Raw genomic sequence first — 26,041 nt, 5'->3', positions numbered from 1 at the left:
GTATTACTCAACTAAAATACTAGAATAGTGGGAAATCGACTTGACAAAAAAGTAGCCATTGTAACCGGGGCGGGTCCGGTATTGGTGAGGCTATCTGTAAGAAATTTGCGCAGGAAGGTGCCCGGGTTATTGTCGCTGGACTGCCCGAGGATCCCGTCGATGCCGTCGTCGCCGAAATTGAGAAACAAGACGGTATAGCGGTTCCCTTCAAAGGGGATCTATCCGTAGAAGCCAATGCGAAGGCTTGTGTTGAATTATCCGTACGCATGTACGGGAAGCTGCATATTCTGATCAACAACGCGGGTGTTTTCCCCGAGACAAACTACCTGCAGGATTTCTCGGAGGAAGCGTTTGATTACCTGATCAAAAACAACATTAAAACCACCTTCCAGATGACAAAGGCGGCCCTGCCGGAATTGCAGAAAACCAAGGGCAATATTGTTACGGCCGGATCGGAAGCGGGGCACATGGGCGAACCCCAGGCAACACCGTACGGGGGTACTAAAGGCTTTAATCATGCGTTTGCGAAAGGCCTGGCGAGTGAACAGGCTCATTTTGGCGTACGGAGTAATATCGTTGCGCCCGGCCCGATCGATACCGCCTGGACCCACAGCAGCACCGGCCCAATGGATGCTGAAATGGAAAAATCCACAACGGCCGGTACGTTGATGGGACGCCGGGGAACACCCGAAGAGGTTGCCAATGTATACCTGTTCGTCGCGTCTGATGAGGCTTCGTACGTAACAGGTGCGATTTATTACGTCGACGGCGGCACAACTATTGCCAAAGGACCGATGGGCGAAAAAGCCGCCGACAACCTGAAAAAGGAGCCGACCGGCGAACTGGAATTGCAGCACGCCAAAGACGGTCACACCGATATTCGGTAAAAACAGCCTAAGTTGAGTCAATCGGCCAGCCAGTACGTACTGGCTGGCCGATTGCATATTAACGAATCACAATACCGGTGTTTAGGGGTATACGTAACGGCGCTATTGCTTGTCTGCCGGGGTTTACCGTTCTTTCGGCAAACAACTCGTTATCCTCGCATGGAACCACAACCCTATTCCCAACACCAGCCTCCTTTTTTAACTGCTGAGCAGGTCAGGCGCGAGCAGGCCGCTTTTATGACGCAGGTATACGGCTGGATGACCGTCGCGCTGCTGGTTACCGCCACCATTTCGATCTGGGTCGCCAGTACGCCCGCCGTTCTGGAGCTGATCTTTGGCAATCGACTGGTGTTTTACGGCTTGCTGATCGGCGAAATCCTGCTGGTCATGTCTTTGTCGGCGGCTGTGCAGCGTGTATCGGCAAAGGTTGCAACGGCTATGTTCCTGGGCTATGCCGTAATGAACGGCCTCACGCTAGCGTCCATTTTTATGCTGTATACGGGCGGCTCTATTGCTTCTACGTTCTTTGTCACCGCCGGGACGTTCGGAGCCATGAGTGCCTATGGTTACTTCACCAATCGGGATCTGACCTCGTGGGGCGGTTTCCTGCTGATGGCCCTGATCGGGCTCATCATTGCCTCGGTCGTCAACCTATTCTGGCAGAACGAAATGCTCTACTGGGTTGCTACGTATGCCGGGGTGCTGATTTTCGTGGGATTAACAGCCTACGATACGCAGAAAATCAAGCAAATGAACATCATCGGCAATGCGGGTACTGACGAAGATCGAAAAGAAGCGATTATGGGGGCTTTAACACTTTACCTGGATTTCATTAACATGTTTCTGTACCTGCTGCGGCTGTTCGGACGTCGGCGCTAATTGGCAATTAACGAGTCAGCCTAAAGTACTCGAAGGGAAGCTGTCTACTGTCTATCTGAACTTCATTCGTTTGCTCACCGTTGACGCCCAGAACAATCTGTATGTGGTGAGTCCTGGTAAAGCAATCGTGTACGATCAGGTTATCAAAATCAGTCCCGATGGCATGGTCACGTTCCTGGCCGGTGGCTCGGGTGAATCGTATAAAGATGGGAAGGGTAAAGACGCCCAGTTTTAAAAGATTGAAGGCATTGCGGTCGATAAGCAGGGGACAGTATACGTAATGGATCAAAGCCGCATCCGAAAGATTATGCCTGTGCAATAGGCCGCTTTTAGTCGCCCTGCTTTCAGGAGGTATAGGGCAGGTAAATAGATTGTAAAAAAAGAAAGTTAGGCGGTGTGTAAATAGGTGTGCAAAACACTTTGCCGGATGAAACAGTAGTTAAGGGTGATCAACTATTTAACTACACGATACTATGCGTTGGCTAGGAGGACGCGAAAGCGATAATGTTGACGACCGTCGCGGGAGCAGTGGCGGGGGATTAGTCGTTGGTGGTGGTATTGGCACCATCGTCGTGGCTCTGATTTATATGCTGCTCGGGGGCGACCCAACCGATATAACCAACCGGCAAACCGGCTCGCAGGTTACGCAGGCACCGACCAGCCCGCAGGCTGATGATGAAGCGGCCCGGTTTACCAGGCGGGTACTCACGAGCACGGAGGATGTCTGGACGGAACTGTTTGCCCAGCAGGGCCTGCAGTACCGCAAACCGGTTCTGGTTATGTTCCGGGGGGCTACAACTTCGGGTTGCGGCACCGCGCAGGAAGCGATGGGACCCTTTTACTGCCCGGCCGACCAGAAGGTGTACATCGATTTGTCGTTCTACGATGAACTGGCCCGTCGGTTTCAGGCTCCCGGCGACTTTGCGATGGCGTACGTGATTGCGCACGAAATTGGGCATCATGTCCAGAATCAACTGGGCATCATGGATAAAGTCGACCAGTTCCGTCAGCAGGGAGTCAGTAAGCGTGACTATAACAAAGTGTCCGTGCGGCTGGAATTGCAGGCCGATTATTTCGCTGGCGTTTGGGCAAACCACGTACAGGGGAAAAGTTTTGAGTTCGAGCCCGGCGATATTGAGGAAGGACTCACGGCCGCCAATGCCATCGGTGACGATAAAATTCAGGAACAGACGCAGGGGCGCGTTGTGCCCGATGCCTTTACGCACGGTTCGTCGGCGCAGCGGGTCTACTGGTTTAAAAAAGGCTTAAAAACGGGTGATATTAATCAGGGCGATACGTTCAACAGCCGCGAAGACGCTACGTTGCAGTAACCGTGATTTACTTTCTGAAAGCTCAATAACGCTTCGTTGTTGGGCTTTTTTATGGAAAATAGGCCAATTGCCGATTCGTTAAAAAAGCAATTATAAAGGTATTTGAGTTTATAGAATACGAATACAGCAGGCAGCGGCCTGTGGGCCGCGCTTCGCAACGTTTACTCAACCCGAAAAACAGGCGGTTAGCCGCGTATAAAGCCATGAAAACAGGACTCATCGTCTTATCCATATTGCTTACGGGAGTAATTGCCCTTGCACAAACCAAACCCGCTGCCGCAACTCCGCCCGCCATTGTTTCAGTCGTAGAAGGGGTTACGGGAAAAGATTTTCAACCGGATACGGTCTATGCGGCTCTATCGGACGAAGACAAAACCTTACTGGCTAAAGAGCCAATCGCCAACTGGGGATTGCCGCAGGAGTCGGGCGCAAACATGATGTATTATAACCTCATTATCGGCACCCGGTCCTATCAACTGGTCATTGTCAAGTCGCCGAAAGTATCGTTGCCCACCGCAACTTTACTACGTTTCGTCGATCCGAAATCGAAACCTGAGCCTATTGCCCGCGGTACGTTGAAGCCGAAGGAAGAAAAAGCAAAATAACCGCTTTGTTGCATTTGAACAGGTCTGGTCTGCTACGTAGCCAGACCTGTTTTGCTACGTAGACTCAGTAGTAGGGCCGGTCGTAAACAATCCGCCAACGATTTAACCCGTGCCGAGTAGTTACCAATAAGCGATGCTCAACGTAACCAGCGAATGACTCCTGCTTTATGGTCACCATCAACAACCCGACAGCCGCTGTTTTTCTTTGTCTGCTCACCATGCTCTTTTGGGGGTCGTGGGCAAATGCCCAGAAATACGTAACAAAGTCGGCACCGCTGTACGTCTTCTACCGCGACTACGTCTACGGGATTCTGGCAACATCCATCCTGGTTGCGTTTACGTTGGGCAGCCTTGGTGAAGCGGGCCGACCGGTTATGGTCGATCTACAGCAGGCCGCGATACGTAACATACTGATGGCATTGGCGGCCGGGGCTGTGTTTAACCTGGGAAATATGTTGCTGACGGTGGGCATGAGCATCGCGGGCATTTCAGTCGCCATGCCGGTTGGCACGGGCCTGTCGCTGGCTATCGGATTAGTCGTAAACTACCTGGCAGAACCCAAAGGAAGCGTAGCACTGCTGGCAGTAGGGGGCGGTGCCATTATCGTCGCGATGGTCTTCAGCGCTCTGGCGTACAAGGAAAAACAAAGCCAGGACGATCAGTCAGCGTCGCAGGGCGGCAACAATCGGGGCATCTGGATTGCACTGGCGGGTGGATTGGCCGCGGGCTTCTTTTTTCGGATTGTCTCCGACGCAATCGCCAAAGACTTAACCAAACCCGAAGCCGATCTACTGACGCCGTATACCGGACAACTTTTGTTTGCGATCGGACTTACCATCAGCAATCCGTTGATTGAGTGGCTTGTCCGTCGCTTTGCCTTACCCGACGAAGATGGTCAGCCAGGTTATCGGGAGACCGGGCGTCGCGAGCACCTGGCTGGTTTAGGTGGTGGCTTAATCTGGGGATGGGGGCTGATCATGCTGCTGATCGGCTCAAAGCAGGCGGGCGATGCGGTATCGTTTGGACTGAGCCAGGGCGCAACCATCGTTTCCGTGCTTTGGGGGTTATTGGTCTGGCAGGAGTTCAAAGACGCGTCTCCCAAGGCAAACCGCTATCTCTGGCTCATGGGTATTACTTATGGTATCGGCCTCATCCTGATCGTATTAGCCCGATCGGAGTAACTACTCCAGCACAACGCATCTATAGGCTGGTGGTGAATGGCTCTTGTATCGAATACTTATCCAGACTTAACCATACTGAGCTAAGGCTTTTGCTAGACAGGTGTGAATGCGTTCGCGTAGTATGAATGGTTCTAAAACCTCTACATCCGGTCCAAACTCAAGAATTTTAGCTTCCAACTCTCGATTCAATTCAACCGTTAACTGAACGAGCATGCAACCGTCGGGTTGTTGCTCTGTTTGTTGCGATGCATGAAGTTTTTTAGTTAATACGTAGTTTCTTCTCTGCTGGCTAAAGCGTAATAACACCTGAACCGGGTCACCTCCCCTGGTAACGCCGATCTGGCTTTCGAAATACGTCCGGGCATTGAACGGTCGTGCCGCGACTGATAGCGCTGTAGGTGTCACTGCATTAATCCGGTCGAGCGCATAAGTTTGTAAAACGTCTATATCTCCGCGCCAGCCAAATAAAAACCAACGGTTATTAAACTGCCGCAGTAAAACCGGACGAACTGCAAATGTTGACGGATTTTGGCCAAACGGTTCGTACGTCAGCAGCAGAGTTGCATTTGATAAAATACCCTTATACAGCGGCAAAAGATGTTGCCGCCCTTTCAAATCTGGCTCGTCGAATTGGAGGATGTCAGTCTGGTTCGTGTTGAGTTGAGCCGCACGCTGCTCCAGTCGTAACAATAAATCTTCTAATCCGGCAAATTCCGGTTTCCGGGCTAATTGGCGTACAAGCGCTAGTACTTCATCCAATGTACCGGCAAAGCTATCGTCCAATCCTTCAAAAATTGAATAACTTTCTTCATACCTGAACCCGTGCCAGCGGTTGGCTCGTTCGGGTAAGGGTGCCTTGAGTTCATCACGCAAAAAAGCAATGTCAGCCGCAATGGTTCGTTCCGTTACACCTTCGTGAATCTCTTGACAGGCTTGGGTTAGGGTCGCCAGGTCGTAGGGTTTTCCCGTGCGAAAGAGCCGGTGTAACTGTAGCACCCGTTGAAGTCGAAGCTGGCTGACAGCTCCGTCAGTTCTTGCCATGTCCCAAACTATTTTTCGTGAAAGTAGTCATCAACTACAATAAGTCTGTAGTTGATAGGCTTTGTTTTGTATCAGAACCAACGCCAACCAGATGACGTCGACTGATACCGCTACGATTTTCAACCACTTACTATTCACTGCAACCCGTGAACAGGCCAATGCCTTATACGAGTTGGAGGAGTTCGTAGCTGCTGACTGTTCCGACGACATCTTTGTCTTACAGGGAGCCGCCGGTACGGGAAAAACGTCATTAGTTAAAGCGCTGGTCGATCATCTCGAAGCCAGTGCTATCCGGTACTTTTTGGCAGCACCAACGGGCCGGGCGGCAAAGGTGATAAGCTTAAAGACAAATGCATTGGCGCATACTATTCACCACATACTGTACACGCCCGAAACGCTGGCCGATGACCGGGTGATGCTGACCCGTCGGCCAACCGCGGATGAACCATACAGCATCTACGTAGTTGATGAAGCGTCGATGATTAGCGACCAGCGCGATGCCAGTGGCCAGTTTCTGGCTGCGAACTCTTTACTGTTCGATCTGCTCGACCACATAAAGAAGGGCAACCAGCGTAGCAAGGTCATTTTCATCGGCGACCGCTACCAGTTAGAGCCTGTGAATGAGTCATTCTCTCCGGCCCTTCAGGCCGATTATTTGCGCAGGAAATACAAAATGGACGTTCGTACGGCTGAACTGACGGAGGTGAAACGGCAGGCTGGAAATTCGCCAATTCTGGCTTTGGCAACGGATCTGCGCCAACGGAGTGACGAAGGCTTGCCCTTAAATCGGCTGAATGTACCGCGCCTGCAATGGTTTAGCGATGCCTTACGTCGGTATGAGCAGTTATATGACCCAATTTGTCCTGACAACGTAGTCGTGATTGCCTACAGCAACCGTGATGTGAATTACATAAATAACGCCGTTCGCAAACGGTTTGGATTGGCGAGCCAGCCACTGACTGTGGGAGACTTGGTTGTTGTTCACGAAAACTGGACGGACGGGCATCAACTGCTGGTAAAAGGCGAAACCGGGCGTGTGGTAGCGCTTCATCCATCGACGGAAAGCAAAGCTGGACTTACCTTTGTGCAGGCAGAACTGGCTTTTACTGACAGTGAGGGGCAATCCTTTATTATACAGACGCAGGTGCTGCTGGATACACTGTCGAGCGAAAAGGGCCAGATTGACGGCGATATACTGCGGATGCTCAAAGCCGAGCGCATGGCCAAGAATCCGACGTATCGCCAAAGCGAACGAGCGCACAACGACCCGTATGTTGGTGCCATGCGATTACGCTATGGGTATGCCTTAACCTGCCATAAAGCGCAGGGTGGTGAGTGGAACCATGTGTTGCTGCATCCATGGTTTCGGCAGAACGATTACCGCTACGCCTACACCGCTGTAACACGGGCGCGTGAGTCGGTGCTAAGCTGGGAGCCGGGCGGAGCGAACGTCGTGATGTGGCTGTAAACGCAGGCCGGGATTTTGTTTATATTGCGTACCGTCGATAACGAAGATTACATATGGAAACGTACTCTGTCGAAATACTCAATCCGAAAGCAACAAAGCTGTTGCAGGATTTAGCGGATTTAGAGTTGATTACTATTAAACCTACGGGGCCATCGGTCAATACGGTTAATGAAGAGGAGAGAGCTAAAGCGCGGGAACGTATTATGCGGGGGGGAGCCAAACGCTTGACGTTGAAGAAATGATTGCGCATGTGAAAGAAACACGGGAACGTAAACTGCCTTTTCAGGACGAGTAATGAAGTTGTTTGATTCAAACCTGATTATTTACTCAGTCTCGGACAAGTATAGGCAGCTACGACTGATGATCACTGAGCCGGACGCTGTAGTCTCGGTGATAACCAAAGTGGAGGCACTAGGCTATCACAAACTACCCGCCGATGATAAAGATTACTTCGAGACGCTATTTGCATCCGTCCGTATGATTCCAGTAACAGGTGCTATTATTAGACAAAGCAACGGAACTTCGAAAGCAGCAAAAAATGTCGCTCGGCGATTGTCTGATTGCAGCCACTGCCCTGCTCAATGGTCTTGACCTGTATACAAACAACACAAACGATTTTACTCACATCTCTGGCCTGACAGTAATCAACCCGCTGGCTATTTAACTATTATGGCACACCTCTCCGGCTTCGGCCTTGAAAATTTTCGCGTTTTTAAAGAGTACACCTGGTTCGATTTCGCACCAATTACAATATTGGTTGGCCCAAATAGTTCAGGGAAAAGCTCGTTGATTAAGGCGTTACTGCTAATGCAGGATAATATTGAAAAAGACTTTTCCAAAGAGGGGCTCAATTTCGATGGAATACTACACAACTTAGCTAGCCCTAGCAAAATCATATCTGACCATAATGATAGAAATACTTTTTCATTTATAATACCGTATTTATCCACTCCCTTATTTAGTGAAAATATATTTCGACGTTACGATTTCAAAGTAGTTGAGGGTAAAGCTCTTTCCTTGTTCCAAGAGAACTTGGTTCTTGCTGATCTTACCCCAATCTATACAAGGCGAGATTTTGGCAAAGTGTATCTCAATTTGCCTTTGCTAATAAATTTGCTTCACAAACCTAGTTTAGGTGGGGACTACTCTGATAATGAGTCTACTCAACGCAAACTGGACGCTATAAGAGTTCTCAGAGGCTCTCTGATTGGCCTTGAAGAGCAGAGGAAATTTTATGAAGTTAATCTTTGGGATAAGTATCAGGTTGACGAATTTACCGACGTTGGAACTGATCGAATATGGTATGGCGAAGGTCAAGATGATTATGAGGATATACCTAGAGAGAGCTTTTTTGGCCAAGTTGAGTATGAAGGTATTAAATATCAGTTGCCATCTAACGTAAAATCTACGTTTAGGGAGCCGTTTTCAATAAAAAGTTATTTGGCAGTACTATTTCCCAATAATAAATATATTGAAAAAATAGCACAAGCTGTTTGTGTTTGTTTGAATCTTAATTATAAAAAACTTCAGCTTTCAGATCGAGATAGCAAACAGAAAGAGCATTGGCCAAACAATCTATTTTACTTGCCTTCCATAAAAGGCAGTACAAAACGATCTTATCAAGGTGGTGACGATCATATCCTAAATTCACTTATTGATAAAATGAGATTTAAAGCATTAAGCTCAACATCTAGAGAATTTATTAATCATTGGACGCAGGTGTTTCAGTTGGGTGAGATTCAGACAGGTAGAATCGATAACCTTAATATAAATTTTGTTGAAGTGAATGGCCGTTCATTAGCGGATGTAGGCTACGGATATACGCAACTTACCGCCCTAATTTTGTCTATTGTATCTGATAATATAAGAGACAAAGATTTTGTTTATGAATCGGTAAAAGAAGTAAATATTATCGAGGAAATTGATTTTTTTCTGCCAGACATTGATAGAACTTTTTTATTAGAAGAACCGGAGTCAAATCTACATCCAAAGTTTCAGAGTTTATTATCTGATATGTTAGTTAGTGCTAAGAATAAGTTTGGATACCAATTTATTATTGAAACTCATTCTGAGTACCTCATCCGTAAATTACAATATCTGACTGCGAAAGGTGAAATAAAACCAGAGGACACAGTTATTTACTACTTCAACGACCCAAACAACGTACCAGCAGGCGAGAAGCAGGTAAAGAAGATTAATATCTTAGAAGACGGTAGTTTATCCGATGATTTCGGACCAGGGTTCTATGATGAAGCAGCACACTGGAAATTTGAATTGTTACGTCTGAAAAATACGCGGAAGAATTAAACTATGAATACGATACGTTTCGAGATATATATCGACCGTGATTTTGTAAAGGAAGTTGATGAAAAACAGTTGGCTTTCGATCGTGATCCAGATTTACAGGATTTTTACCGATTCCTGACTAAACTTCAAGGTGTTGATATAATAACGAATTATGATTCTTTGGACGAGCTTGAGAAAGTGGTTGACTCTTCACCTTTCTGGTTACGTTTATATGATGGTACTGTTATACCAATAATTCGAAAGGATTTTTGTAATGAGATTGGCAAGTCAAGCTTTTATGAAAACTCTACTGGTTTCAAGCTGTTTTTTGTTGAGCGCGACGATGTAGATGCGTTAAGTCGCAATTTTGGCCTTCTTTATATTAATTCATCTAACTTGCTGAAGATATGGCGCTACTTCTCAGATGAGCGAGATGATTTAGCTCTTCCCATAACTGATAACCCTGATTGCGATCCAAAATTTGATAACTGGTCTTATCTGCGAAACTTCACACATCCTTTTAATTCAATCATTTTGTGTGACCGTTACGTTTTGCAGAGCGAGCAGGATTTTGAAGCCAATCTATTCGACCTATTTAAATGCCTCAAATGCTATAATTTGCCTCACCTTAATGTAATTATTATATCAGAGCTGATGGGGGTGGAATGGGAGGGGGTAAATAAGAAGATTGTTCACAATGATCTTGATAAATATGCTAGGGCAATTGAAAATAGGCTAATAGGACAGCAAAGGATTAAACAGCTAAACTTTAACGTAACTAAGCTGGATGGAAACAAGCAACGAAATTTCTACCGTGAACATGATAGGAGTCTGATAACGAACTATTGGTATATCAATCCTCAAAATTCATTCAACTTCTTCGATCGAAGAAATCACAAGAAATTAGTAGTTCGTAGTAATATAGATTTTCGGTTTGTTTTTCGTAAATCCATTCGTAACCTTCTTAAAGAGCGCCTGCGTGTGATTAGCGAAATTATTAAGCACACACATGATGAACCTGGCGTTAGAAAGGTTTATACAACCGGAACAAGAACTTCAAGTCTACTAACCAATTAATGCCCTATACTATTCTACTTTAACATTCTCATATACCTCACTCCACTTTGCCTCACAACCGTTAATCATAACTGTTTGCACATGTCGCGCAATGACGGGACTTTCTTGATCGGGCGACTAATTTAGTGATACAATCCGCTGTTCGGCTAGACTTCGTTCGCAGATGTAGTTGTCTGGAATGTATGCCCCCGACAAGAGCGTTGTTACGTGTATTGCATCATGGCCTTTCGCTTGTAACCAGTCGGCTAGCATAAAGGGTAACTGTTCATCAACTAAGAACTTCATGCTGCCAGCGGTAGTGTACTGAATTGCGCCAACTTGACTGCGTAATCCAGACAAGCCTGAATATCATCCGATTCTAAACCGGGATAGTCTTCTAGGATCTCTTCCCATGTCATATGACTAGCTAGTAATTCGAGGATAGTGGTTACTAATATTCTTGAGCCACGAATGGTTGGCTTGCCATAGCAAACAGCAGGATTGATTGTGATGCGACTTAGCATGGTTCCCAAAGGTTTTTGTAAATGTACGCCTGGTAAGACCAAATGGCAATCGGCAGAGACAACTACTCCATCACTACGCAGCTATAGGCTGGTACCGTTACCCGATCGTTTTTGAAGGAGCTGCCGGGTGTGGTTTCGAACATGATCCGCTGGCACCAGGCTTCGTCGGGTGAGAAGACGACGTTGATGGGTTTACCCGTTACGTTATGCACAACCAACACCCGCTCTCCACTAGCACGTTGACGAGCAAAGGCCATGATTCCTTTTTGCCGGATACCAGTCAGTTGCAGTCGACTCAGGTTGTCGTTCAGCACTGGATGACCGTTGCGGTACGTAATCAGACGTTTGTAGTGATTAAAAAGCGAATCAGGGTCAGTACGTTGCTGTGCAAGCGGCCGAATGGTGCGGCTGGTGCTGTATTTTCCCCGACGCCAGCGGGTACGTTGCTGATCGTTCGCGCGAATGTCCCACAAAAACGGCTCCCGGATGTATTCGTCGGGTTTCAGGCCGAGCATACCAATCTCTTCGCCGTAGTAGAGGTAAGGAAGACCAGGTAACGTAAACAGCAGGTTAGCGGCAACTTTCAGGTGGTTTGCATTGCCTTTCAGCACACTGCCAATGCGGTTCTGGTCATGGTTAGACAGAATCAGGGCATCAATGAATTGGGGATTTATCTCGGCAAAGGCCTTCTGAACGTGGTCGAGGAACGTAATTAAATCTTCTGTGTCCTCTTCCTGCCCAACCACTTCCGCCAGAACGAGTTGCAGATCGAAGTTGAAGTTGGCTTTCAGACCCCGGAAATACGGAGCGATACGTTCGGGGCGGGTCCAGACCTCGCCAACGGTGTAAGCACCCGGTTTGATCGCTTCGACTACCTGGCCGAATTCTTCCCAAAACTCATAATTTTTAGGCTCTTCAAACTCCCGGTAGAGGTGGCGGGCCGCATCGAGTCGAAAGCCATCAATGCCAATGTCGTTGAGCCAATAGCGCGCAATCTTGAAAAACTCTTCCCGCACGGGTCGATGATCAAAATTCAGGTCGGGCATTCCTTTCCAGAACATGCCGTAATACTGTTCCCGGTATTTTGCTCCCGGTACCGAATGCCACGGATTACGTTCGCCCGAATCAGCGGTAATATCGCGGGTAGCTAAGTTTCGGGCTTTGATTTCTTCGGGCTTTAACCATTTGTAGTAATGCCAATACGGGTTATCAAACCCTTTTTTTGCTTCCAGGAACCAGCTGTGCTGTAAGCTCGTGTGGTGCAGTACCAGGTCAATCAAAACCGCAATGCCCCGACGGTGCGCTTCGGCCAGCAACCGTTTAAAATCGTCGAGTGTGCCATACTCGGGGTCGATGCCATAATAGTCCGTTACGTCGTATTTATGATACGTCGGCGACGGATTAATGGGCATCAGCCAGATTGCCGACACGCCCAGTTCTTTCAGGTAATCGAGGTTGTTCGTTACGCCGTTTAAATCGCCGATGCCGTCCCCGTTGGAGTCGGCAAAGGAGCGGACAAAAATTTCGTAATGAACGCCGGTGTGGCCCACGGTTGCTAAACCGGGTCTTGTGTGCGTAAGTGCGATGTCAGGCTGATTGGTAGGAATTGACGGCATGCTGTGCTGGACATTGTTCGGATTTAGAACGGGCAAACGGCGGAATGAGTTTAAGCAACCAGCTACGGGAGCACTTCGTAAGGCTTTAAGGCCTGATATACGCGATGCGTTGGTAAGCCCATGACGGTATAGAAAGAGCCTGCCAGCCGCTCGATGCCAACCAAGCCGATAAAGTCCTGAGCACCATACGAGCCGGCCTTGTCGAATGGCTTACACGCTTGAATGTAATACGTAATTTCCCCGTCGGTCAGTGAAGCAAACTGGACGGTCGTTTCGTCGGTGAACGATTCCAGTTTGGTCTTGCTTGTTCCGTCCGGCGACAGAATCGCCACCCCCGTACGAACCCGATGGGTATTTCCAGACAACGCCCGGAGCATACGTCGGGCATCGGTCTCGTCGGCTGGCTTGTTCAGGATTTGGTTATCCAGAATGACGACCGTATCGGCGCAGAGCACTAACCGCTCGCCTAAGTCGTGTTGAAACTGTTCCGCTTTTTGGCGGGCCAGGTACTCGGCAACTTCATTGACTGGCATCGTGGGCGGAAACACTTCGTCGGTAGGGCGCGTCTCGATGGTAAACGAAAAACCGGCGTCAGTCATGAGTTGCTTTCGCCGGGGCGAACCTGACGCCAGCACGAGCGGATAACGTAATGATAGCATGTATCTTTTCGGTAAACAGAGCGCAAAAGTAAGCCAGAGCCCGTGCTTTTACGTAAATTAGTGGGTTACTTACCTCAGTCAATGACCATTCGACCTGCTGCTGTTACCGATGCGGCTTTGCTTACTGAACTGGCCACCAGTACGATGCGTGAAGCCTTCGGCCCACCCCATAACCCCATTCATCTTGTTGACGAATACATCCAATCTGCCATTAACGAACGTATACTGGAAGCGGAATTGGCCGACCCTCGGTCAACCTTCTTTCTGATGTTGTCGGACGAGGGAACCGCCATTGGCTACGCCAAAATGCGTCGGCATGCGCCACCCCGCCGAATGAGTGAACGAAATGCCGTGGAGATTCAGCGGATTTATCTGTTGCAGGATCACATTGGACGGGGGCAGGGCCGATTCCTGATGCAGCATTGCTTGGATTGGGCGGGTGAGCAGGGCTTTAAAGCCGTGTGGTTGGGTGTCTGGGAGCGTAATGAGCGCGCCCTGGCTTTCTACAAAAAGCTGGGCTTTGAGCACTTCGGATTTCATTATTTTCAGTTCGGCTCCGAGCGCCAGCGGGACTATTGGCTTCAAAAACAGTTAATTGCCTGATACGCTGGCAGCCGTTAAACCATTTAGGCCGAGTTCATTCTAATAGAGCATCTGTACCTCATGAATCGTCTGTACCCGAACAAACACCTGCTAGCCTGGCGCCCGTTGCTGGCGTGGCTGCTGCTGTTTATGGGCTACAGCCTCAACGGGTCTGCCCAGCAGGACAGCACGGCAAAAGCCCGGGAGAAACTAGTTACCGACTCGCTGGCTACCGTTTACTCAACGGCTGTGGCAGATAGTGTGCTCATGCAGCGGGACAGTGTATTCTACAGCCGCCTGAAAACCCGAATGTACAAGCGTCGACTAACCCGCCAGCTCTACGACGCCGTTTTTCGGGATGTGTACAACAGCCGTATCCAGACGGGCGAAGTCAATCAGATTGAAGTCAATCCGTTCAAACCGTTTGAAGGACGTATCATCGGCGACATTTATATCCGGCGATTGGGCGTATTTGGGCAAACAGTATACGATACGCTGCGGAAGCCGGGCAACTGGTTCGAGCGAACGGGGAACCGCCTGCATACCAACACCCGCGAGCACGTAATTCGTCGCTCGTATCTGCTTTTTAAAGAAGGAGATGCTTTGAACCCGAACGTCATGCGGGACAATGAACGGCTGTTACGTAATACGTCGATCTTTCACGACGCCCGGATTCTGGTGCTGCCCCGTACCGGCAGCCGTCAGTTTGTGGATGTGTACGTGATTACGCAGGATGTCTGGTCGCTGTTGCCTGCGGGGGGTGTCAGCGGACTAACCAATTTCAGCGTTGGCTTTGAGCAGCGGAACTTCCGTGGGCTAGGGCACCTGCTGTTTGCGCAGTTTGCTTACAATGGGAATGATCCCCGCCAGAAAGCCGAGTATCAGGGGCGATACACGATTCCGTTTATCGGCAAAACCTTTTTAACCGCCCAGGCCGATCTGCTGTACCTGCGCGATCTGAAGCAGGCTGCCGTTCGGCTGTTCCGGCCGTTTCTGACGCCCGACACCAAGTACGCCGGTTCTATTGAACTGAATCATACGCAGATTAATAATCGGGTCATCACCCGCGACGATAGTGTTCGGTTGGTGCCGGTTGCGTACAATTACTCGGACGTGTGGATTGGCCGGTCGTTCCGGTTGTTTTATCGCCAGCAGGATTCCGACGAGAAAGGACGGACCCGGCTCGTTGTGGCCTTACGGAATACGAACTACGAATACACCCGCCGACCCGGCGTTACCGCCGATACCAACCAAATCTATCAGGATAGCCGCACGACCTTGTTCAGCGTAGGATACTCCCGGCGCAAATACGTTCGCGACGTCTTAATCTATGGCTTCGGGCGTACGGAAGACGTACCGGTAGGGGAGTCGTTCGCCGGCATTATTGGGGTCGATAACGCTGAACTCGGGCAGCGGCTGTATACGGGCGTCAACTTTTCGCAGGGTAAATACGTCTCTAAGGTCGGCTACCTGTACGGACTGATCAACCTGGGCGGGTACTCGCGGACCAGTGGTATCGAACAGGGCGTTTTGTCGCTGGAGTCCAACTATTTTAGTCCACTCCTGAAAACCAAGTGGGGCAATATGCGGCACTTCTTCAACACCCGGTTCACCACCGGTATAGGGCGGTTTACCAACGAATACATTTCGCTAAGTAGTAACGGCAGCGGCATCAATACCGACGGGATCGGTATTAATAATGATGCCCTGCGGGGAACGAAACGCTGGCTGATCAACTACGAGAATATTCTGTTCTCGCGCCTGAGCCTGGTCGGATTTCGGGTAGCATTCGTTACGTTCGCCAATCTTGGGCTGGTCAGCTTTTCGGACCGATCGCTGCTACGGGGACCGCTCTATCAGGGATATGGTATTGCCTTCCGGCTGCGGAACGAAAATCTGACCTTCAACAGCTTCCAGATCCGGTTATCCTATTTCCCAAATATTCCGAACAATACGATACCGTTTCGGCAGGGATTCGAGGGGATTCCCGTGCTCAGGTTCCGCGATTTCGACCTGTCGGCTCCGCAAATTGTTCCGTACCACTGAATTTTTTTCGATTAAATGTTGTTACATTAATTGTAGACGTATTATATTTGCACCATGTCCATAGAAACAGACATTAAACAGACGACGCCATTTAAAACGCCCTATCACCGGGCGATGGTGAATCTGATTTATACGAGTAACTGGATTGCCGACCGACAGACGCAGATTCTAAAGCCGTTTGGTCTGACGTTGCAGCAGTACAACGTTCTGCGCATTCTTCGGGGGCAGTATCCGAACCCGGTTAAGGTGAGCGACATCACCGAACGGATGCTCGACAAAATGTCGAACGCGTCGCGATTGGTCGACAAGTTGGTGGCTAAAAAACTGGTTCTTCGGACCGAGTGCCCCAGCGACCGGCGGGCCGTTGACGTTGTCATCACCGATCAGGGAATGGCCTTACTGAAACGGCTGGATGTAAGTCAGGCCGAGTGGGACGGCGCCCAACGCTGCAAATTAACCGAGGAAGAAGCGGTACAGCTCAGCTCTCTGCTGGATCGCCTTCGGGCTTAGCACACGCATTTACTTACAATCACGAATACAACCAAAAAAGCAAAACCTGATTTTTATGAAAACACGTCAATTCCTAACGGGCCTGTTCGCGGTGGCCGTTCTGGCCGGTACTTCGGCCTTTGTTGCTCCCGGAGTGGATGCTCCCGGAGTGGATGCCCCCGGTGCTAAAAAAGCAACTTCGCTTAAAGTCGATACGCAGAAAAGCGTGCTGAACTGGAACGGAAAGAAAGTAACGGGCGAGCACTTCGGCACCGTCAAACTGAGCGATGGCGCGCTGACCGTCGATGGTGGTAAACTGACGGGTGGTACGTTCACCTTTGATATGAACAGCATCGTCAGCAACGATCTGACCGACCCGGGCTACAACGCCAAGTTCATTGGTCACATGAAGTCGGAAGATTTCTTCAACACGGCGAAATTCCCGACCTCTACGTTCAAAATCACGAAGGTGACGCCAAAAGGCGGTAATGCGTATGACATTACGGGCAACATGACCATCAAAGGCATTACCAATGCCGTTACGTTCCCGGCGACGGTGAAAATGAGCGGTAACACGATCGAAGCCGATGGCAAAGCAACGCTGGATCGTACGAAATATGACATCCGCTACGGCTCAAAATCGTTCTTCGAAAACATCGGTGACAAAGCGATCTACGACGACTTCACCGTTGAAATGAAGGTCGTAGCCAGCAAATAATTACCTATCGTACCCACCGCCATCCCTGACGCCCAACGGTGTCAGGGATTTTTGTTTTTTAAAGAGAGTTAGGGAACGGGCGTCAGCCTTTTATCCGAACCTCACAGTAGTATAAGGGACGGCAAAACATCACTCGAACGGCGGAAAATCATCCAGAAAACTGACCTCGGCGGTTGAGTGGTTCACGCAGCAGCAATAATGCGTCAGGCCGTTGGAGATCACCAGATACGGTGCGCGATGTACGTGGTTATAGCGGGCAACCTGGTCGAACACCGCCTGCGTCAGCGGGATATGCGGAGCCTTACATTCCACGAGTAAAAATGGTTCGCCCTGCCGGTTGAATACGACAATGTCGGTACGTTTGTGGGTTTGATTGAGCGTCAGGCCACCTTCTGAGCGAATCAGCGCTTTGGGGTAAGCATAATGCGTCAGGAGCAGATTGACAATATGCTGCCGAACCCACTCCTCGGGCGACAGCCGGACGTACTTCTTCCGGATCAGGTCGAAAATGTAAGGTTTCCCTTCGACTTGCTTAGTTTTGCAATCAAAAGCAGGCAGATTTAACGCGAGCATACATCAAAGATAAAGAGTGAAAGAGTGAATGAGCGAAAGAGCGACTAAAAAAGCTTACGGTTTCGCTCCGCATTGCGGCACTCGTTCGCTCATTCACTCATTAATACATGAAGACTAAAGAAGAAATTGTCAATAACTGGCTGCCGCGCTATACGGGTACGCCCATTGAGCAGTTTGGCGAGTACATTCTGCTGACCAACTTCATCAACTACGTTGAATTATTCGCCAACAAGTTCGATGTCGAAATTTTTGGGATGGGGCGGGCCATGCAGACCGCTACGGCCAACAACATCACCATCATAAACTTCGGCATGGGCAGCGCGATGGCCGCTACGGTCATGGATCTGCTCTCGGCCGTTTCGCCTAAAGCCGTCTTGTTTCTGGGTAAATGCGGTGGATTGAAGAAAACGCAGGTAGGGGATCTGATTCTGCCGATTGCCGCCATTCGTGGCGAAGGTACCAGCAACGACTATATGCGCCCCGAAATTCCAGCGCTACCATCGTTCCGGTTGCAGCGAGCCGTTTCGTCGACCATCAAACGGTACGAACTCGATTACTGGACCGGTACAGTTTATACGACCAACCGACGGATCTGGGAGCACGACGAAGTATTCAAAGATTACCTGCGCGAAATTCGGGCGATGGCCATCGACATGGAAACGGCTACCGTATTTACCGTCGGCTTTGTCAATTCGATTCCGCACGGGGCCCTGTTGCTGGTGTCCGATAACCCACTGGTGCCCGAAGGAGTTAAAACCGAAGAAAGTGACAAGCGCGTGACGGGGCAGTTTGTAACCAGCCACCTCGATATTGGCATCGACGCCCTGCTCGAACTCGAATCCTCCGGCGAGTCGGTGAAGCATTTGCGGTTTGAGTAAAATAGCGTTTCTTCACGCTATTCTTACCTACCGTACATGATCACTATTCAAATTGACGAACGCGACCCCGCCTGTCTAGGCGTTTATTTTCCACAGGACCCCATTGGTAATGACCTGATCGGTCAGATACCCGGCCGACGTTTTAGCTATTCCCGACGTGGCTGGCTGGTGCCAAATACCCGCGAATCGGTTGTTCAGCTCGGGAAGCTGTTTGGAAAAGAGTATTGCCGCTTCGACGAAGCCGTAATCCAGCTGTACAAACCAACGGCGACCCTCGCGGAAGTTGAACAAGCCACGAATCCACTTTGGCCACCTCCTGCAAAGCGAACCCGTCTTATACCATTTCGGTATGTTCCGCCCATGCGTGCGTACGACCGGCACCCGGTTGTTGTGGCCCTTACCGAAGCGTTGAAGCTGGGCAACTACAGTTTTAAAACGTATAAAAACTATAAACAGGCACTGATTACGCTGATTCGTTACGCTGGCGACAAGCCGATTGACGAAATTACAAAAGTGCAGTACCAAAAATACCTGTTGTTTCTGATCGGGAAAAAGCGACTGAGCAGCGCTACTATCAACGTACATATTAACTCATGGAAGTTTTATCAGGAAAAAGTATTGCAACGTGATAAAGAGTATTACGACGTAGCCTATCCGCGTCAGGCGGTGAAACTGCCAACGGTTTATAGCGTGGCAGAAGTCAAAGCTATCTTCAACGCTACAACCAGCCTGAAGTACCTGACCCTGTTTCAACTCGTATATGCTACCGGTATGCGCGTTAGCGAAGTGGCAACATTGCGTTTGACCGACCTTGATTGTGCACGTCGGCTCATCACAATTCGGGGCGGCAAAGGTAAAAAAGATCGCATCGTTATGCTTTCGGAGAAGCTGGAAGCGTCGTTGACCCACTATGTATTAAGGCATAAACCGAAAACGTACCTTTTTGAGGAGGCTGAGTTAAACGAGCCGCTGGTTGTCCGTACGATCCAGCACGTCTATGCGCTCACAACACAGGCTGCGGGTATCCAAAAGCGCGGAGGCATTCACACACTACGACACAGCTTTGCGACCCACCTGCTCGAATCAGGCCTCGACATTCGCTATATTCAACAGCTATTAGGTCACGAAAGTATTCTGACCACCATGCGTTACACACACGTAACGGCGGATAAGATCAAAGCCATCAAAAGCCCATTGGATGATTTGTAACGTCATGTTGGCGGAGCAGAGGCCGTAGCTGAGTCAGACTATAAAATTTCCGTTTAAGAATGTAGCCTTGCGTGGTGCCAATAACGATGCGTTTGTTTCGTTTAATCTGCCCGCGCGAATCGAGTCGATAGAGCTGTTTATCCTGCCCGAAGAAATAGTTTGGGAAGCCCTCAATATCCCACGACCGAATAATAAATTCAACTTTAGGGAGTGCTAGTTTGCTAGTCATTAGTTTGGGGATAGGGTGTCGGATAACTATCATTGTATGATACCTTCATACGATGATAGCGAAGGTACGACAAGAATAGTACGCTTAATACTAATTCGCTGATTTTGACCTTACTGATATTAAGCGCTTTTGCGTACAATAACATGTTGGGCGGGATGCTGTTCTGGCTACGCGCTCCCCTTCCTGTTCTGGCACGGCTTGCAGTAGCGTAGTGGGTCGGCCTGGTGCTGGCGCTAGTTGTGGACATGGCAGGGGTAAGCCCGTAGGGTGCGGGGCACGTTCGGCACGAGAACCAGTTCGAGGGGAACGCGGGGGCCGGACGCAGAAGAGGTAGCGAACCAAGGGCGTATAAAAAGTTTTGGGAATAATATACCTGATTGGACAAAAACTTACAATTGCACTAAATTCAGAAAATATATAACCCCTAAAAGTATTTTCAGAATCCTTTAAAAATAATTGATTTTTTTGCATGGCCCGGTAAGGTTTTCCCTATCGGGCCATTGTTTGTTTTAGGGAAACCCTTATGTTTGTAAAACAAAAACATGAGCCATGTTGCCTGAAAACATAGACCCCGCTCTTCGTGAAGCTGCCCTTCGTTCGTTTCGAGAGAGTTTGTCTAAATCTAAGGAGAACAATGCGAACGATCAAAACGAGGTTAAACGGATTGAGAAAGAACTAGAGGCAGCTAAAAAGCGCCTTGATTTATCAGAGGCTGACTGTAAAGCGTATGCAGATTTAATCGAAGCGTATTCTATAGCAGACGATGATGATGATGACGATGATGACGATGACGATGATAGCTCTTCACAATCAGGCTTCAAATTGGGCGATGTTCAAATTATACGTAAACGAAAAGGCCGTTTAAATGCCCGCCCTAAAACTTTCGAAGTAATTCAAAGAGGAGGGATAGTTAAAACAGTAGGCCAAATAGTTGATGCTGTTAAAGAAGAGTATGAAGAAGGAGTTATCAAGGAAAAGACCATCAAAAACGCGGTTTGGGATTTGACAACCTCAAACGAGTTAAAAAAATACTACGACAAGACGATACGAGAGTATGTTTACGGCCCTCCTTCATGGTTTGATGACGATATACCAAAGCCCGATCATTCTTTTAAAGCGAGTGCTGTAACATCTAATAAACAGGTAGAGTCGGATATAGCCAAGGAATGGGGCGTTCATCCTGGTTTTGCCGCTATAATGTCAACAGATTTCGAGGACGATGATTGATTATAAAAAACCCCTGTTGACGCAGGGGTTAGTGTAAAGGGTTTTCGCGGCCCAAAGTACATAATAAACCTAGTAGAGACCCAGCAGGGGGTCAGGGGCGAATTATGTTTTGTAAATATAAGAAAAGATTCGTTACAGCGCAAGCAGTAACATAAAGATATTGACCGAAACGGATTCGCAAAGCGGGGCCGTAGGACAGAATGAGTCTCCAAAACTCATTCTGGGAACTCACAAACGAAGGGGCAGCTTCCAAAACTGCTTCCGTTTCGGTCAACCAATATTGACCCCGTCAGAGGTAGGAGTCTGACGGGGTATCAATCGGTGAAGCTCTCGAAACCGTTGTTCTTGAGCCAGTACTACTCCAAGCTGATGTTTGGAGTCACAATCACAAATGCTATGGCTAGGCCCACAGTATGCGATTCGTGTATCTTTCGGCGGTCTGCCCGTTTAAAAAACGGTCGGGTCATTTATGCCCGCAAAGGTAGCGCGTTGCGAATCTGCGTAAACAAGTGCAAATAAGCGCTTACCTAAGGTAGTTGTCGGGAGTGACCGCTATCGAGTTTTGCTCTTCTTCAAAGGTTCTTAGTTAGGGTGGCAACCCTGAGTGAGAACCTTTTTTGCTTTAAAATCTACGCTTCAAATGTAGCGTTTGGAATTTATAACGCAATATCTGCTAGTAAAATTTTACCAGACATGGTTCATTTATTGTGACCATGTTACTATCCAGTAACGCTATTCCGTATCTTCATCGCCTAGCACTTCATCCATCAACCGTTCATAGATTGCCCGGTTCTTCTCAATTTCTTCCGGCGTAAGTGGGGGTAAGTTTAGCGGGCGAATCCACGCCGGGTCATTTGGGCGGCTTTCGGCAGTTTCCATTGTCGTGAATTTTTAGTGTCTTGTGAGTCATTCAGGCACGGTCGGCAGTGAGCTTGGTCGTGCTCTTTGCGAAGGCCCCCAACATGCGAAGTGTGTCAAGGCTCGCTACGCTCACCAGACAGCACTTCACGGCGTTGGGTGTTTCAGCTAATTCTTGCGTGTTTGCCGGTGTCGGTCGACACGAGGGCCGGCTCGGACAGCGAGCTTTGGGTTCGTTTGCTGGTTTTGGTCGACATGAGAATCGCCCCGGCAGGCCAGCTTCTGGGCTCGTTTGCTAGGTCGTGTGTGACAAGTTAACCGCCCCGAAGGGAAGCGAAAACTGGGCTGGGTCTGAGACGAGAAACGTAATGAAAAGGCGGCTTAGAAACGAAGCACAGGCTTCGCGCTCGGATTGAATCGGTCTAGTGCGTTGTTGTCTGCTTCGGGCCTGTCGTCCTTGGGGCGACAGGATGCTCGCCGGTGAGGAAGCTTGGCAGCCCAACCAAACAGGGGTGTAAAGGCAGGGAACTCCGGTTGTTGTTTGAGCCGGTCTCATTATCCATCAGCCCCTGTGGGTGTTGGGTGCAGCCAAACAGCGAAGGATTCCATTTCCAGCTCCGTGTGACAGGTTACACGTCTCGACAGGTCAGCTTTGGGGTTCGTTAGGCGGCTTCCGCTCGACACGAGAATCGCCGGAGTTGGTCAGGCCGACAAAAAGTGCGTTGACAACGTAGCGTTGGACAAGGCAATCGTCCCGACAGACAACGTAGTGAAATAGCTACGCGCTCGGCGATACGTAGTGAACGGCTTCGCGCTGGTCTTTCATCGGTTGGGTGCGTTGTGGTTCGCTCTGCGTGGTTTCCCTGTCTGGCGACAGGGTGCTCGTCCCGGGGTGAGGTTGGCAGCCCAACCCAATGAGGGTGTAAAGGTGGGGAGTTGTGGTTGTTCAATGACGTAGCGTTCTCATCCATCAACCCTCATGGTCGTTGGGTGGAATGCTCAAGCCGCTTGCTGACACGGCCGCCCAACATGTTATTGTACGTTTGACAACTTAGTAAGTCAGTTTCTCGGCGACAAAGCGAACGCCCCGATTAGGTAGATTTTGACTTACAATTTCGGCTTCTGGCTGACAAGCCAAACGCTTGAGCGAGGCAAGTTTGAGGCTTACGGTTTTAGATTATGGGCGATAGAGCATACTAATAAGTAAATTAAGTTCCAGCGACACAAGTAACATCTATGAGCCACCTAGTTATAACGCAAGTTGGATGCAGTTTAACTCCAGCCGATCTGGAATCAGCCGAAGAAAAGTTAGGTCTAACGCTCCCAAACTCGTATAAAGAGTTTTTGCTTAGGGCAAATGGAGGCATTCCAGACCATAAGTATTATACATGGCAGGATACATGGGGAGAGACTACAGGAAACCGCATAGACAGTTTCTATTCAGTTGATGAGATGGTTAAAGGAAATTTATATAATCGTGATTATATACCGGAGATGCACGCTGCTAACTTGGTGATGATAGCAGACACTTGGGCTGCCTTAGTGGTTTGTATTGGTGTCGGTACAGAGAATTTCGGCAAAGTGTTTGAGTTTGAGCACGAACCACAATTAATCTCGGAGAATCTCGACGACTTTATCAGCGGGTTACGGGAGTACATTTAGGCTTAAAAGTGGCTTCTCGGCGACAGGCAGCTCGCCTGTGGTGGCGTGCGACAGCCCAACGAAGCCAAGTGTGTAAAGGTATCAGGTACGTCCGTTATGGTTATCTTGCTTGCTCACCATCAACACTTGGGGCGTTGGGTGCTGCCTAAACCGTTTGCCCGTGGGCGAGGTCGCGGGCGACAGGGTAAGCCTATGATACACAACGCTTTTTGCTGGCGGGGGCGGGTTGCGGCTGACAGTACAAACTCCCTCCGACAGCACGTACTTGAATGATAAACCAACGTACCTGCGACAGGCCATACTCCTTCTGAATCAACAATAAAATTCACATCTCATGGATAAAAGAGACTACATTGCCCGGTTAGCCGCGTTTCTAAACGAACACCACACCACCATGTCGGTCGTTGAATTAGCCGACCATTTGAATCGTAACCAGTTTAAAACTGGCTATGGCACCGACTATGAAGGTGGCCGTGGTTCCTACAGGCTTGTCAGTACAACGTACGATTGGTTAGTAGCGGCTGGCAGACAAGAAGAAGCTAACTACGTGGCAGCGGCATTTCCTAAATCGGATGGCGATTATGCTTACAAATAGGTTCCGCGTGGCCGGGTCTCGTGTGACAGGATAAACCTGAGTAAGTCAAGGTTTTCATCCCAACGAAAACGGGGGTGTAAAGGTCAGCAACGTACCTGCGTTCAGTCGAGTGGTCTGCCCGCCATCAACCCCCGTGGGCGTTGGGTGGGTTAACGGCGGAATGCCTCAATGATGGGGTAATTTTCGTAGGTCTGCCAATCTGGGCAACGCACTCCGTTCGCCTTGTGTTTTCGCGACACATAAGCAGTCCCGTCCCCATCTTTCGGAATTACGGCACCAACTTCCTTTCCACAGGTCGAGCAAATTAACCTGTATAGGCTGCTAAATTGTCGGTTCGGCTTGTCCTGCGACATGGAAATTACGATTAAGGTTAATTTGTGAAGCCCAACGTTTTGAGGGTGTAAACGTCAGGCTTCACTTCGTTAGAAACATTGCATCAACCCTCAAGCGTGTTGGGCGGGATGCTGTTCTGGCTACGCGCTCCCTTTCCTGTTCTGGCACGGCTTGCAGTAGCGGTACGGGTCGGCTAGGTGCTGGCGCTAGTCGTGGGCATGGTAGGGACAAGCCCGTAGGGTGCGGGGCACGGTCGGCACGAGAAACGCCCCGGTTGGGTAGCTTTTTTGCTCGTCAGGTAGCTCCCTGCTGACATAATGAACGATTTGACAGGGTACTATGACTTATCCAGAGTTTACTAAAAAATTTAAATTACAATCAGAGCGTCTTTCTTATGAGCGCAAAATTCATTTCGCAATTATAATTTGTAAAAAGCTCTATATTGACTACCTAAAATTCTACCAAGAAAATGAATGGGGGGATCCAGATTTACTTTTAGACACAATCGCATTTATCGAAAAGTTACGAAACTCGCACCCAGACAGTTCCATTATTAATGAAAGACTTCACTCGATTGAAGCGATTACACCAGACACGGAAGATTTCGAAGATGCAAGCTACGCTCTAAATGCTTGTGTAGCTGTCTATGAGGCTTTAGAGTTTCTGATAGATCGAAAGCCAGAACATATTTATAATATTGGGACATGCTTAACTGACACAATCGATTCTTTAATACAGGAGGAATCATCTTTAGAAGAAAGTGAAATTGATATAAACCCTCTGATGATTGAGACAAGAGAGTTTTTATTAGCAATGACCCAATAACAAAATTCAATCCAAAGGAGCAGTTTTCCGGTGACAGGAAGCCCGTCCCGCAGGACGCTTGGCAGCCCAACCAAACGGGGGTGTAAAGGTGGAAGTGGTTTGTGTTCAGTAACGTAGCGCCATCATCCATCAGCCCTCATGGTCGTTGGGTGAACACAATAAGCAATAACGTAGCGGTTGGCTTGTGTGCGACAGCCAGCACGGCTCGACAGGGCACTTTGGGCTTCCATTTGTGGGTCTCCGCTGACAGAGCAGACGCCCCGGTCAGGACGGTTTAGGTTTGT

29 protein-coding genes are annotated in these 26,041 nt (G+C 49.0%); 21 read left to right on the top strand and 8 right to left on the bottom strand.

Annotated elements, in window-relative coordinates:
• The first annotated feature begins 80 nt into the window (after positions 1-80).
• From ACYVBJ_RS24305 to ACYVBJ_RS24280, 6 genes are all read left to right on the top strand, one after another.
• Positions 81-887 (top strand): SDR family NAD(P)-dependent oxidoreductase, encoded by an 807-nt coding sequence (locus tag ACYVBJ_RS24305; RefSeq protein ID WP_460985275.1) that lies wholly within the window; start codon positions 81-83, stop codon positions 885-887.
• Positions 888-1,046: 159 nt separating this feature from the next.
• The gene (locus tag ACYVBJ_RS24300; RefSeq protein WP_460984886.1) at positions 1,047-1,766 is read left to right on the top strand and encodes a Bax inhibitor-1/YccA family protein; all 720 of its coding nucleotides are present in this window, start codon (positions 1,047-1,049) and stop codon (positions 1,764-1,766) included.
• A 70-nt stretch (positions 1,767-1,836) separates the two neighbouring features.
• Positions 1,837-2,001, top strand: coding sequence for a hypothetical protein (locus tag ACYVBJ_RS24295; RefSeq protein WP_460984885.1), 165 nt, complete (start codon positions 1,837-1,839; stop codon positions 1,999-2,001).
• Positions 2,002-2,239: 238 nt separating this feature from the next.
• The gene (gene ypfJ, locus ACYVBJ_RS24290; protein WP_460984884.1) at positions 2,240-3,097 is read left to right on the top strand and encodes a KPN_02809 family neutral zinc metallopeptidase; all 858 of its coding nucleotides are present in this window, start codon (positions 2,240-2,242) and stop codon (positions 3,095-3,097) included.
• Positions 3,098-3,300: 203 nt separating this feature from the next.
• Entirely contained in the window at positions 3,301-3,702 is a 402-nt protein-coding gene (locus ACYVBJ_RS24285) for a hypothetical protein (protein ID WP_460984883.1), read from the top strand.
• A gap of 167 nt (positions 3,703-3,869) precedes the next feature.
• Positions 3,870-4,883: a GRP family sugar transporter gene (locus ACYVBJ_RS24280; protein ID WP_460984882.1), complete on the top strand. Its 1,014-nt coding sequence runs from the start codon at positions 3,870-3,872 to the stop codon at positions 4,881-4,883.
• A 66-nt stretch (positions 4,884-4,949) separates the two neighbouring features.
• Here ACYVBJ_RS24280 and ACYVBJ_RS24275 read toward each other — a convergent pair whose 3' ends face one another.
• On the bottom strand, positions 4,950-5,756 hold the full coding sequence (locus tag ACYVBJ_RS24275; protein ID WP_460984881.1) for a helix-turn-helix transcriptional regulator: 807 nt from the start codon (positions 5,754-5,756) through the stop codon (positions 4,950-4,952).
• Between the two features lie 259 nt (positions 5,757-6,015).
• Between ACYVBJ_RS24275 and ACYVBJ_RS24270 the strand changes: the two genes are divergently transcribed.
• The 5 genes from ACYVBJ_RS24270 (at position 6,016) to ACYVBJ_RS24250 (ending at position 10,755) form a co-directional block, all read left to right on the top strand.
• A complete protein-coding gene (locus tag ACYVBJ_RS24270) occupies positions 6,016-7,392 on the top strand; it encodes an ATP-dependent DNA helicase (RefSeq protein WP_460984880.1) in 1,377 nt (458 codons plus the stop codon).
• Positions 7,393-7,445: 53 nt separating this feature from the next.
• The gene (locus tag ACYVBJ_RS24265) at positions 7,446-7,634 is read left to right on the top strand and encodes a hypothetical protein (protein WP_460984879.1); all 189 of its coding nucleotides are present in this window, start codon (positions 7,446-7,448) and stop codon (positions 7,632-7,634) included.
• A 251-nt stretch (positions 7,635-7,885) separates the two neighbouring features.
• Positions 7,886-8,056, top strand: a complete 171-nt coding sequence (locus tag ACYVBJ_RS24260) for a PIN domain-containing protein (protein WP_460984878.1) — start codon at positions 7,886-7,888, stop codon at positions 8,054-8,056.
• Between the two features lie 5 nt (positions 8,057-8,061).
• Positions 8,062-9,699 carry a DUF3696 domain-containing protein gene (locus tag ACYVBJ_RS24255; RefSeq protein WP_460984877.1) on the top strand — a complete coding sequence of 546 codons (1,638 nt, stop codon included), beginning with the start codon at positions 8,062-8,064 and terminating at the stop codon, positions 9,697-9,699.
• Positions 9,700-9,702: 3 nt separating this feature from the next.
• Positions 9,703-10,755 (top strand): hypothetical protein, encoded by a 1,053-nt coding sequence (locus tag ACYVBJ_RS24250; protein ID WP_460984876.1) that lies wholly within the window; start codon positions 9,703-9,705, stop codon positions 10,753-10,755.
• 117 nt (positions 10,756-10,872) lie between these two features.
• On the opposite strand, the gene ACYVBJ_RS24245 is transcribed toward ACYVBJ_RS24250, so the two are convergent.
• The 4 genes from ACYVBJ_RS24245 to ACYVBJ_RS24230 form a co-directional block, all read right to left on the bottom strand.
• Positions 10,873-11,040, bottom strand: a complete 168-nt coding sequence (locus ACYVBJ_RS24245; protein ID WP_460984875.1) for a DUF5615 family PIN-like protein — start codon at positions 11,038-11,040, stop codon at positions 10,873-10,875.
• Positions 11,037-11,258 carry a DUF433 domain-containing protein gene (locus tag ACYVBJ_RS24240; protein ID WP_460984874.1) on the bottom strand — a complete coding sequence of 74 codons (222 nt, stop codon included), beginning with the start codon at positions 11,256-11,258 and terminating at the stop codon, positions 11,037-11,039. Before ACYVBJ_RS24240 ends, ACYVBJ_RS24245 begins: the two co-directional genes overlap by 4 nt.
• 62 nt (positions 11,259-11,320) lie before the next feature.
• Positions 11,321-12,874, bottom strand: a complete 1,554-nt coding sequence (locus ACYVBJ_RS24235; RefSeq protein ID WP_460984873.1) for an alpha-amylase family glycosyl hydrolase — start codon at positions 12,872-12,874, stop codon at positions 11,321-11,323.
• A gap of 62 nt (positions 12,875-12,936) precedes the next feature.
• Positions 12,937-13,533 (bottom strand): Maf family protein, encoded by a 597-nt coding sequence (locus ACYVBJ_RS24230; protein WP_460984872.1) that lies wholly within the window; start codon positions 13,531-13,533, stop codon positions 12,937-12,939.
• 81 nt (positions 13,534-13,614) lie between these two features.
• On the opposite strand from ACYVBJ_RS24230, the gene ACYVBJ_RS24225 reads away from it, so the two are divergent.
• Genes ACYVBJ_RS24225 through ACYVBJ_RS24210 form a run of 4 tightly spaced genes read left to right on the top strand, consistent with a single transcriptional unit; the run spans position 13,615 to position 17,368 of the window.
• A complete protein-coding gene (locus ACYVBJ_RS24225) occupies positions 13,615-14,136 on the top strand; it encodes a GNAT family N-acetyltransferase (RefSeq protein WP_460984871.1) in 522 nt (173 codons plus the stop codon).
• A 60-nt stretch (positions 14,137-14,196) separates the two neighbouring features.
• Positions 14,197-16,161 carry a hypothetical protein gene (locus ACYVBJ_RS24220; RefSeq protein ID WP_460984870.1) on the top strand — a complete coding sequence of 655 codons (1,965 nt, stop codon included), beginning with the start codon at positions 14,197-14,199 and terminating at the stop codon, positions 16,159-16,161.
• Between the two features lie 54 nt (positions 16,162-16,215).
• Positions 16,216-16,671, top strand: coding sequence for a MarR family winged helix-turn-helix transcriptional regulator (locus tag ACYVBJ_RS24215; protein ID WP_460984869.1), 456 nt, complete (start codon positions 16,216-16,218; stop codon positions 16,669-16,671).
• 55 nt (positions 16,672-16,726) lie between these two features.
• Entirely contained in the window at positions 16,727-17,368 is a 642-nt protein-coding gene (locus tag ACYVBJ_RS24210; RefSeq protein WP_460984868.1) for a YceI family protein, read from the top strand.
• A gap of 129 nt (positions 17,369-17,497) precedes the next feature.
• On the opposite strand, the gene ACYVBJ_RS24205 is transcribed toward ACYVBJ_RS24210, so the two are convergent.
• Entirely contained in the window at positions 17,498-17,941 is a 444-nt protein-coding gene (locus ACYVBJ_RS24205) for a type I restriction enzyme HsdR N-terminal domain-containing protein (RefSeq protein ID WP_460984867.1), read from the bottom strand.
• A 107-nt stretch (positions 17,942-18,048) separates the two neighbouring features.
• Between ACYVBJ_RS24205 and ACYVBJ_RS24200 the strand changes: the two genes are divergently transcribed.
• Positions 18,049-18,819 carry an AMP nucleosidase gene (locus ACYVBJ_RS24200; protein ID WP_460984866.1) on the top strand — a complete coding sequence of 257 codons (771 nt, stop codon included), beginning with the start codon at positions 18,049-18,051 and terminating at the stop codon, positions 18,817-18,819.
• A 36-nt stretch (positions 18,820-18,855) separates the two neighbouring features.
• Positions 18,856-20,028: a tyrosine-type recombinase/integrase gene (locus tag ACYVBJ_RS24195; protein WP_460984865.1), complete on the top strand. Its 1,173-nt coding sequence runs from the start codon at positions 18,856-18,858 to the stop codon at positions 20,026-20,028.
• Here ACYVBJ_RS24195 and ACYVBJ_RS24190 read toward each other — a convergent pair.
• Positions 20,003-20,257, bottom strand: a complete 255-nt coding sequence (locus ACYVBJ_RS24190; RefSeq protein ID WP_460984864.1) for a hypothetical protein — start codon at positions 20,255-20,257, stop codon at positions 20,003-20,005. The genes ACYVBJ_RS24195 and ACYVBJ_RS24190 overlap by 26 nt on opposite strands.
• Before the next feature lie 549 nt (positions 20,258-20,806).
• Between ACYVBJ_RS24190 and ACYVBJ_RS24185 the strand changes: the two genes are divergently transcribed.
• Complete coding sequence (locus tag ACYVBJ_RS24185; protein WP_460984863.1) at positions 20,807-21,484, top strand: hypothetical protein; 678 nt, start codon at positions 20,807-20,809, stop codon at positions 21,482-21,484.
• Between the two features lie 732 nt (positions 21,485-22,216).
• On the opposite strand, the gene ACYVBJ_RS24180 is transcribed toward ACYVBJ_RS24185, so the two are convergent.
• The gene (locus ACYVBJ_RS24180) at positions 22,217-22,363 is read right to left on the bottom strand and encodes a hypothetical protein (protein ID WP_460984862.1); all 147 of its coding nucleotides are present in this window, start codon (positions 22,361-22,363) and stop codon (positions 22,217-22,219) included.
• Between the two features lie 1,215 nt (positions 22,364-23,578).
• On the opposite strand from ACYVBJ_RS24180, the gene ACYVBJ_RS24175 reads away from it, so the two are divergent.
• From ACYVBJ_RS24175 to ACYVBJ_RS24165, 3 genes are all read left to right on the top strand, one after another.
• The gene (locus ACYVBJ_RS24175) at positions 23,579-24,004 is read left to right on the top strand and encodes an SMI1/KNR4 family protein (protein ID WP_460977780.1); all 426 of its coding nucleotides are present in this window, start codon (positions 23,579-23,581) and stop codon (positions 24,002-24,004) included.
• A gap of 334 nt (positions 24,005-24,338) precedes the next feature.
• Positions 24,339-24,599, top strand: coding sequence for a hypothetical protein (locus ACYVBJ_RS24170; protein WP_460984861.1), 261 nt, complete (start codon positions 24,339-24,341; stop codon positions 24,597-24,599).
• 672 nt (positions 24,600-25,271) lie between these two features.
• Complete coding sequence (locus ACYVBJ_RS24165; protein WP_460984860.1) at positions 25,272-25,757, top strand: DUF416 family protein; 486 nt, start codon at positions 25,272-25,274, stop codon at positions 25,755-25,757.
• Positions 25,758-26,041: the final 284 nt, after the last annotated feature.

The organism is Spirosoma fluminis, from assembly GCF_054778895.1.
Note: the sequence above shows the minus strand (reverse complement) of the source record. Positions and strands in the feature narration are given on the sequence as shown.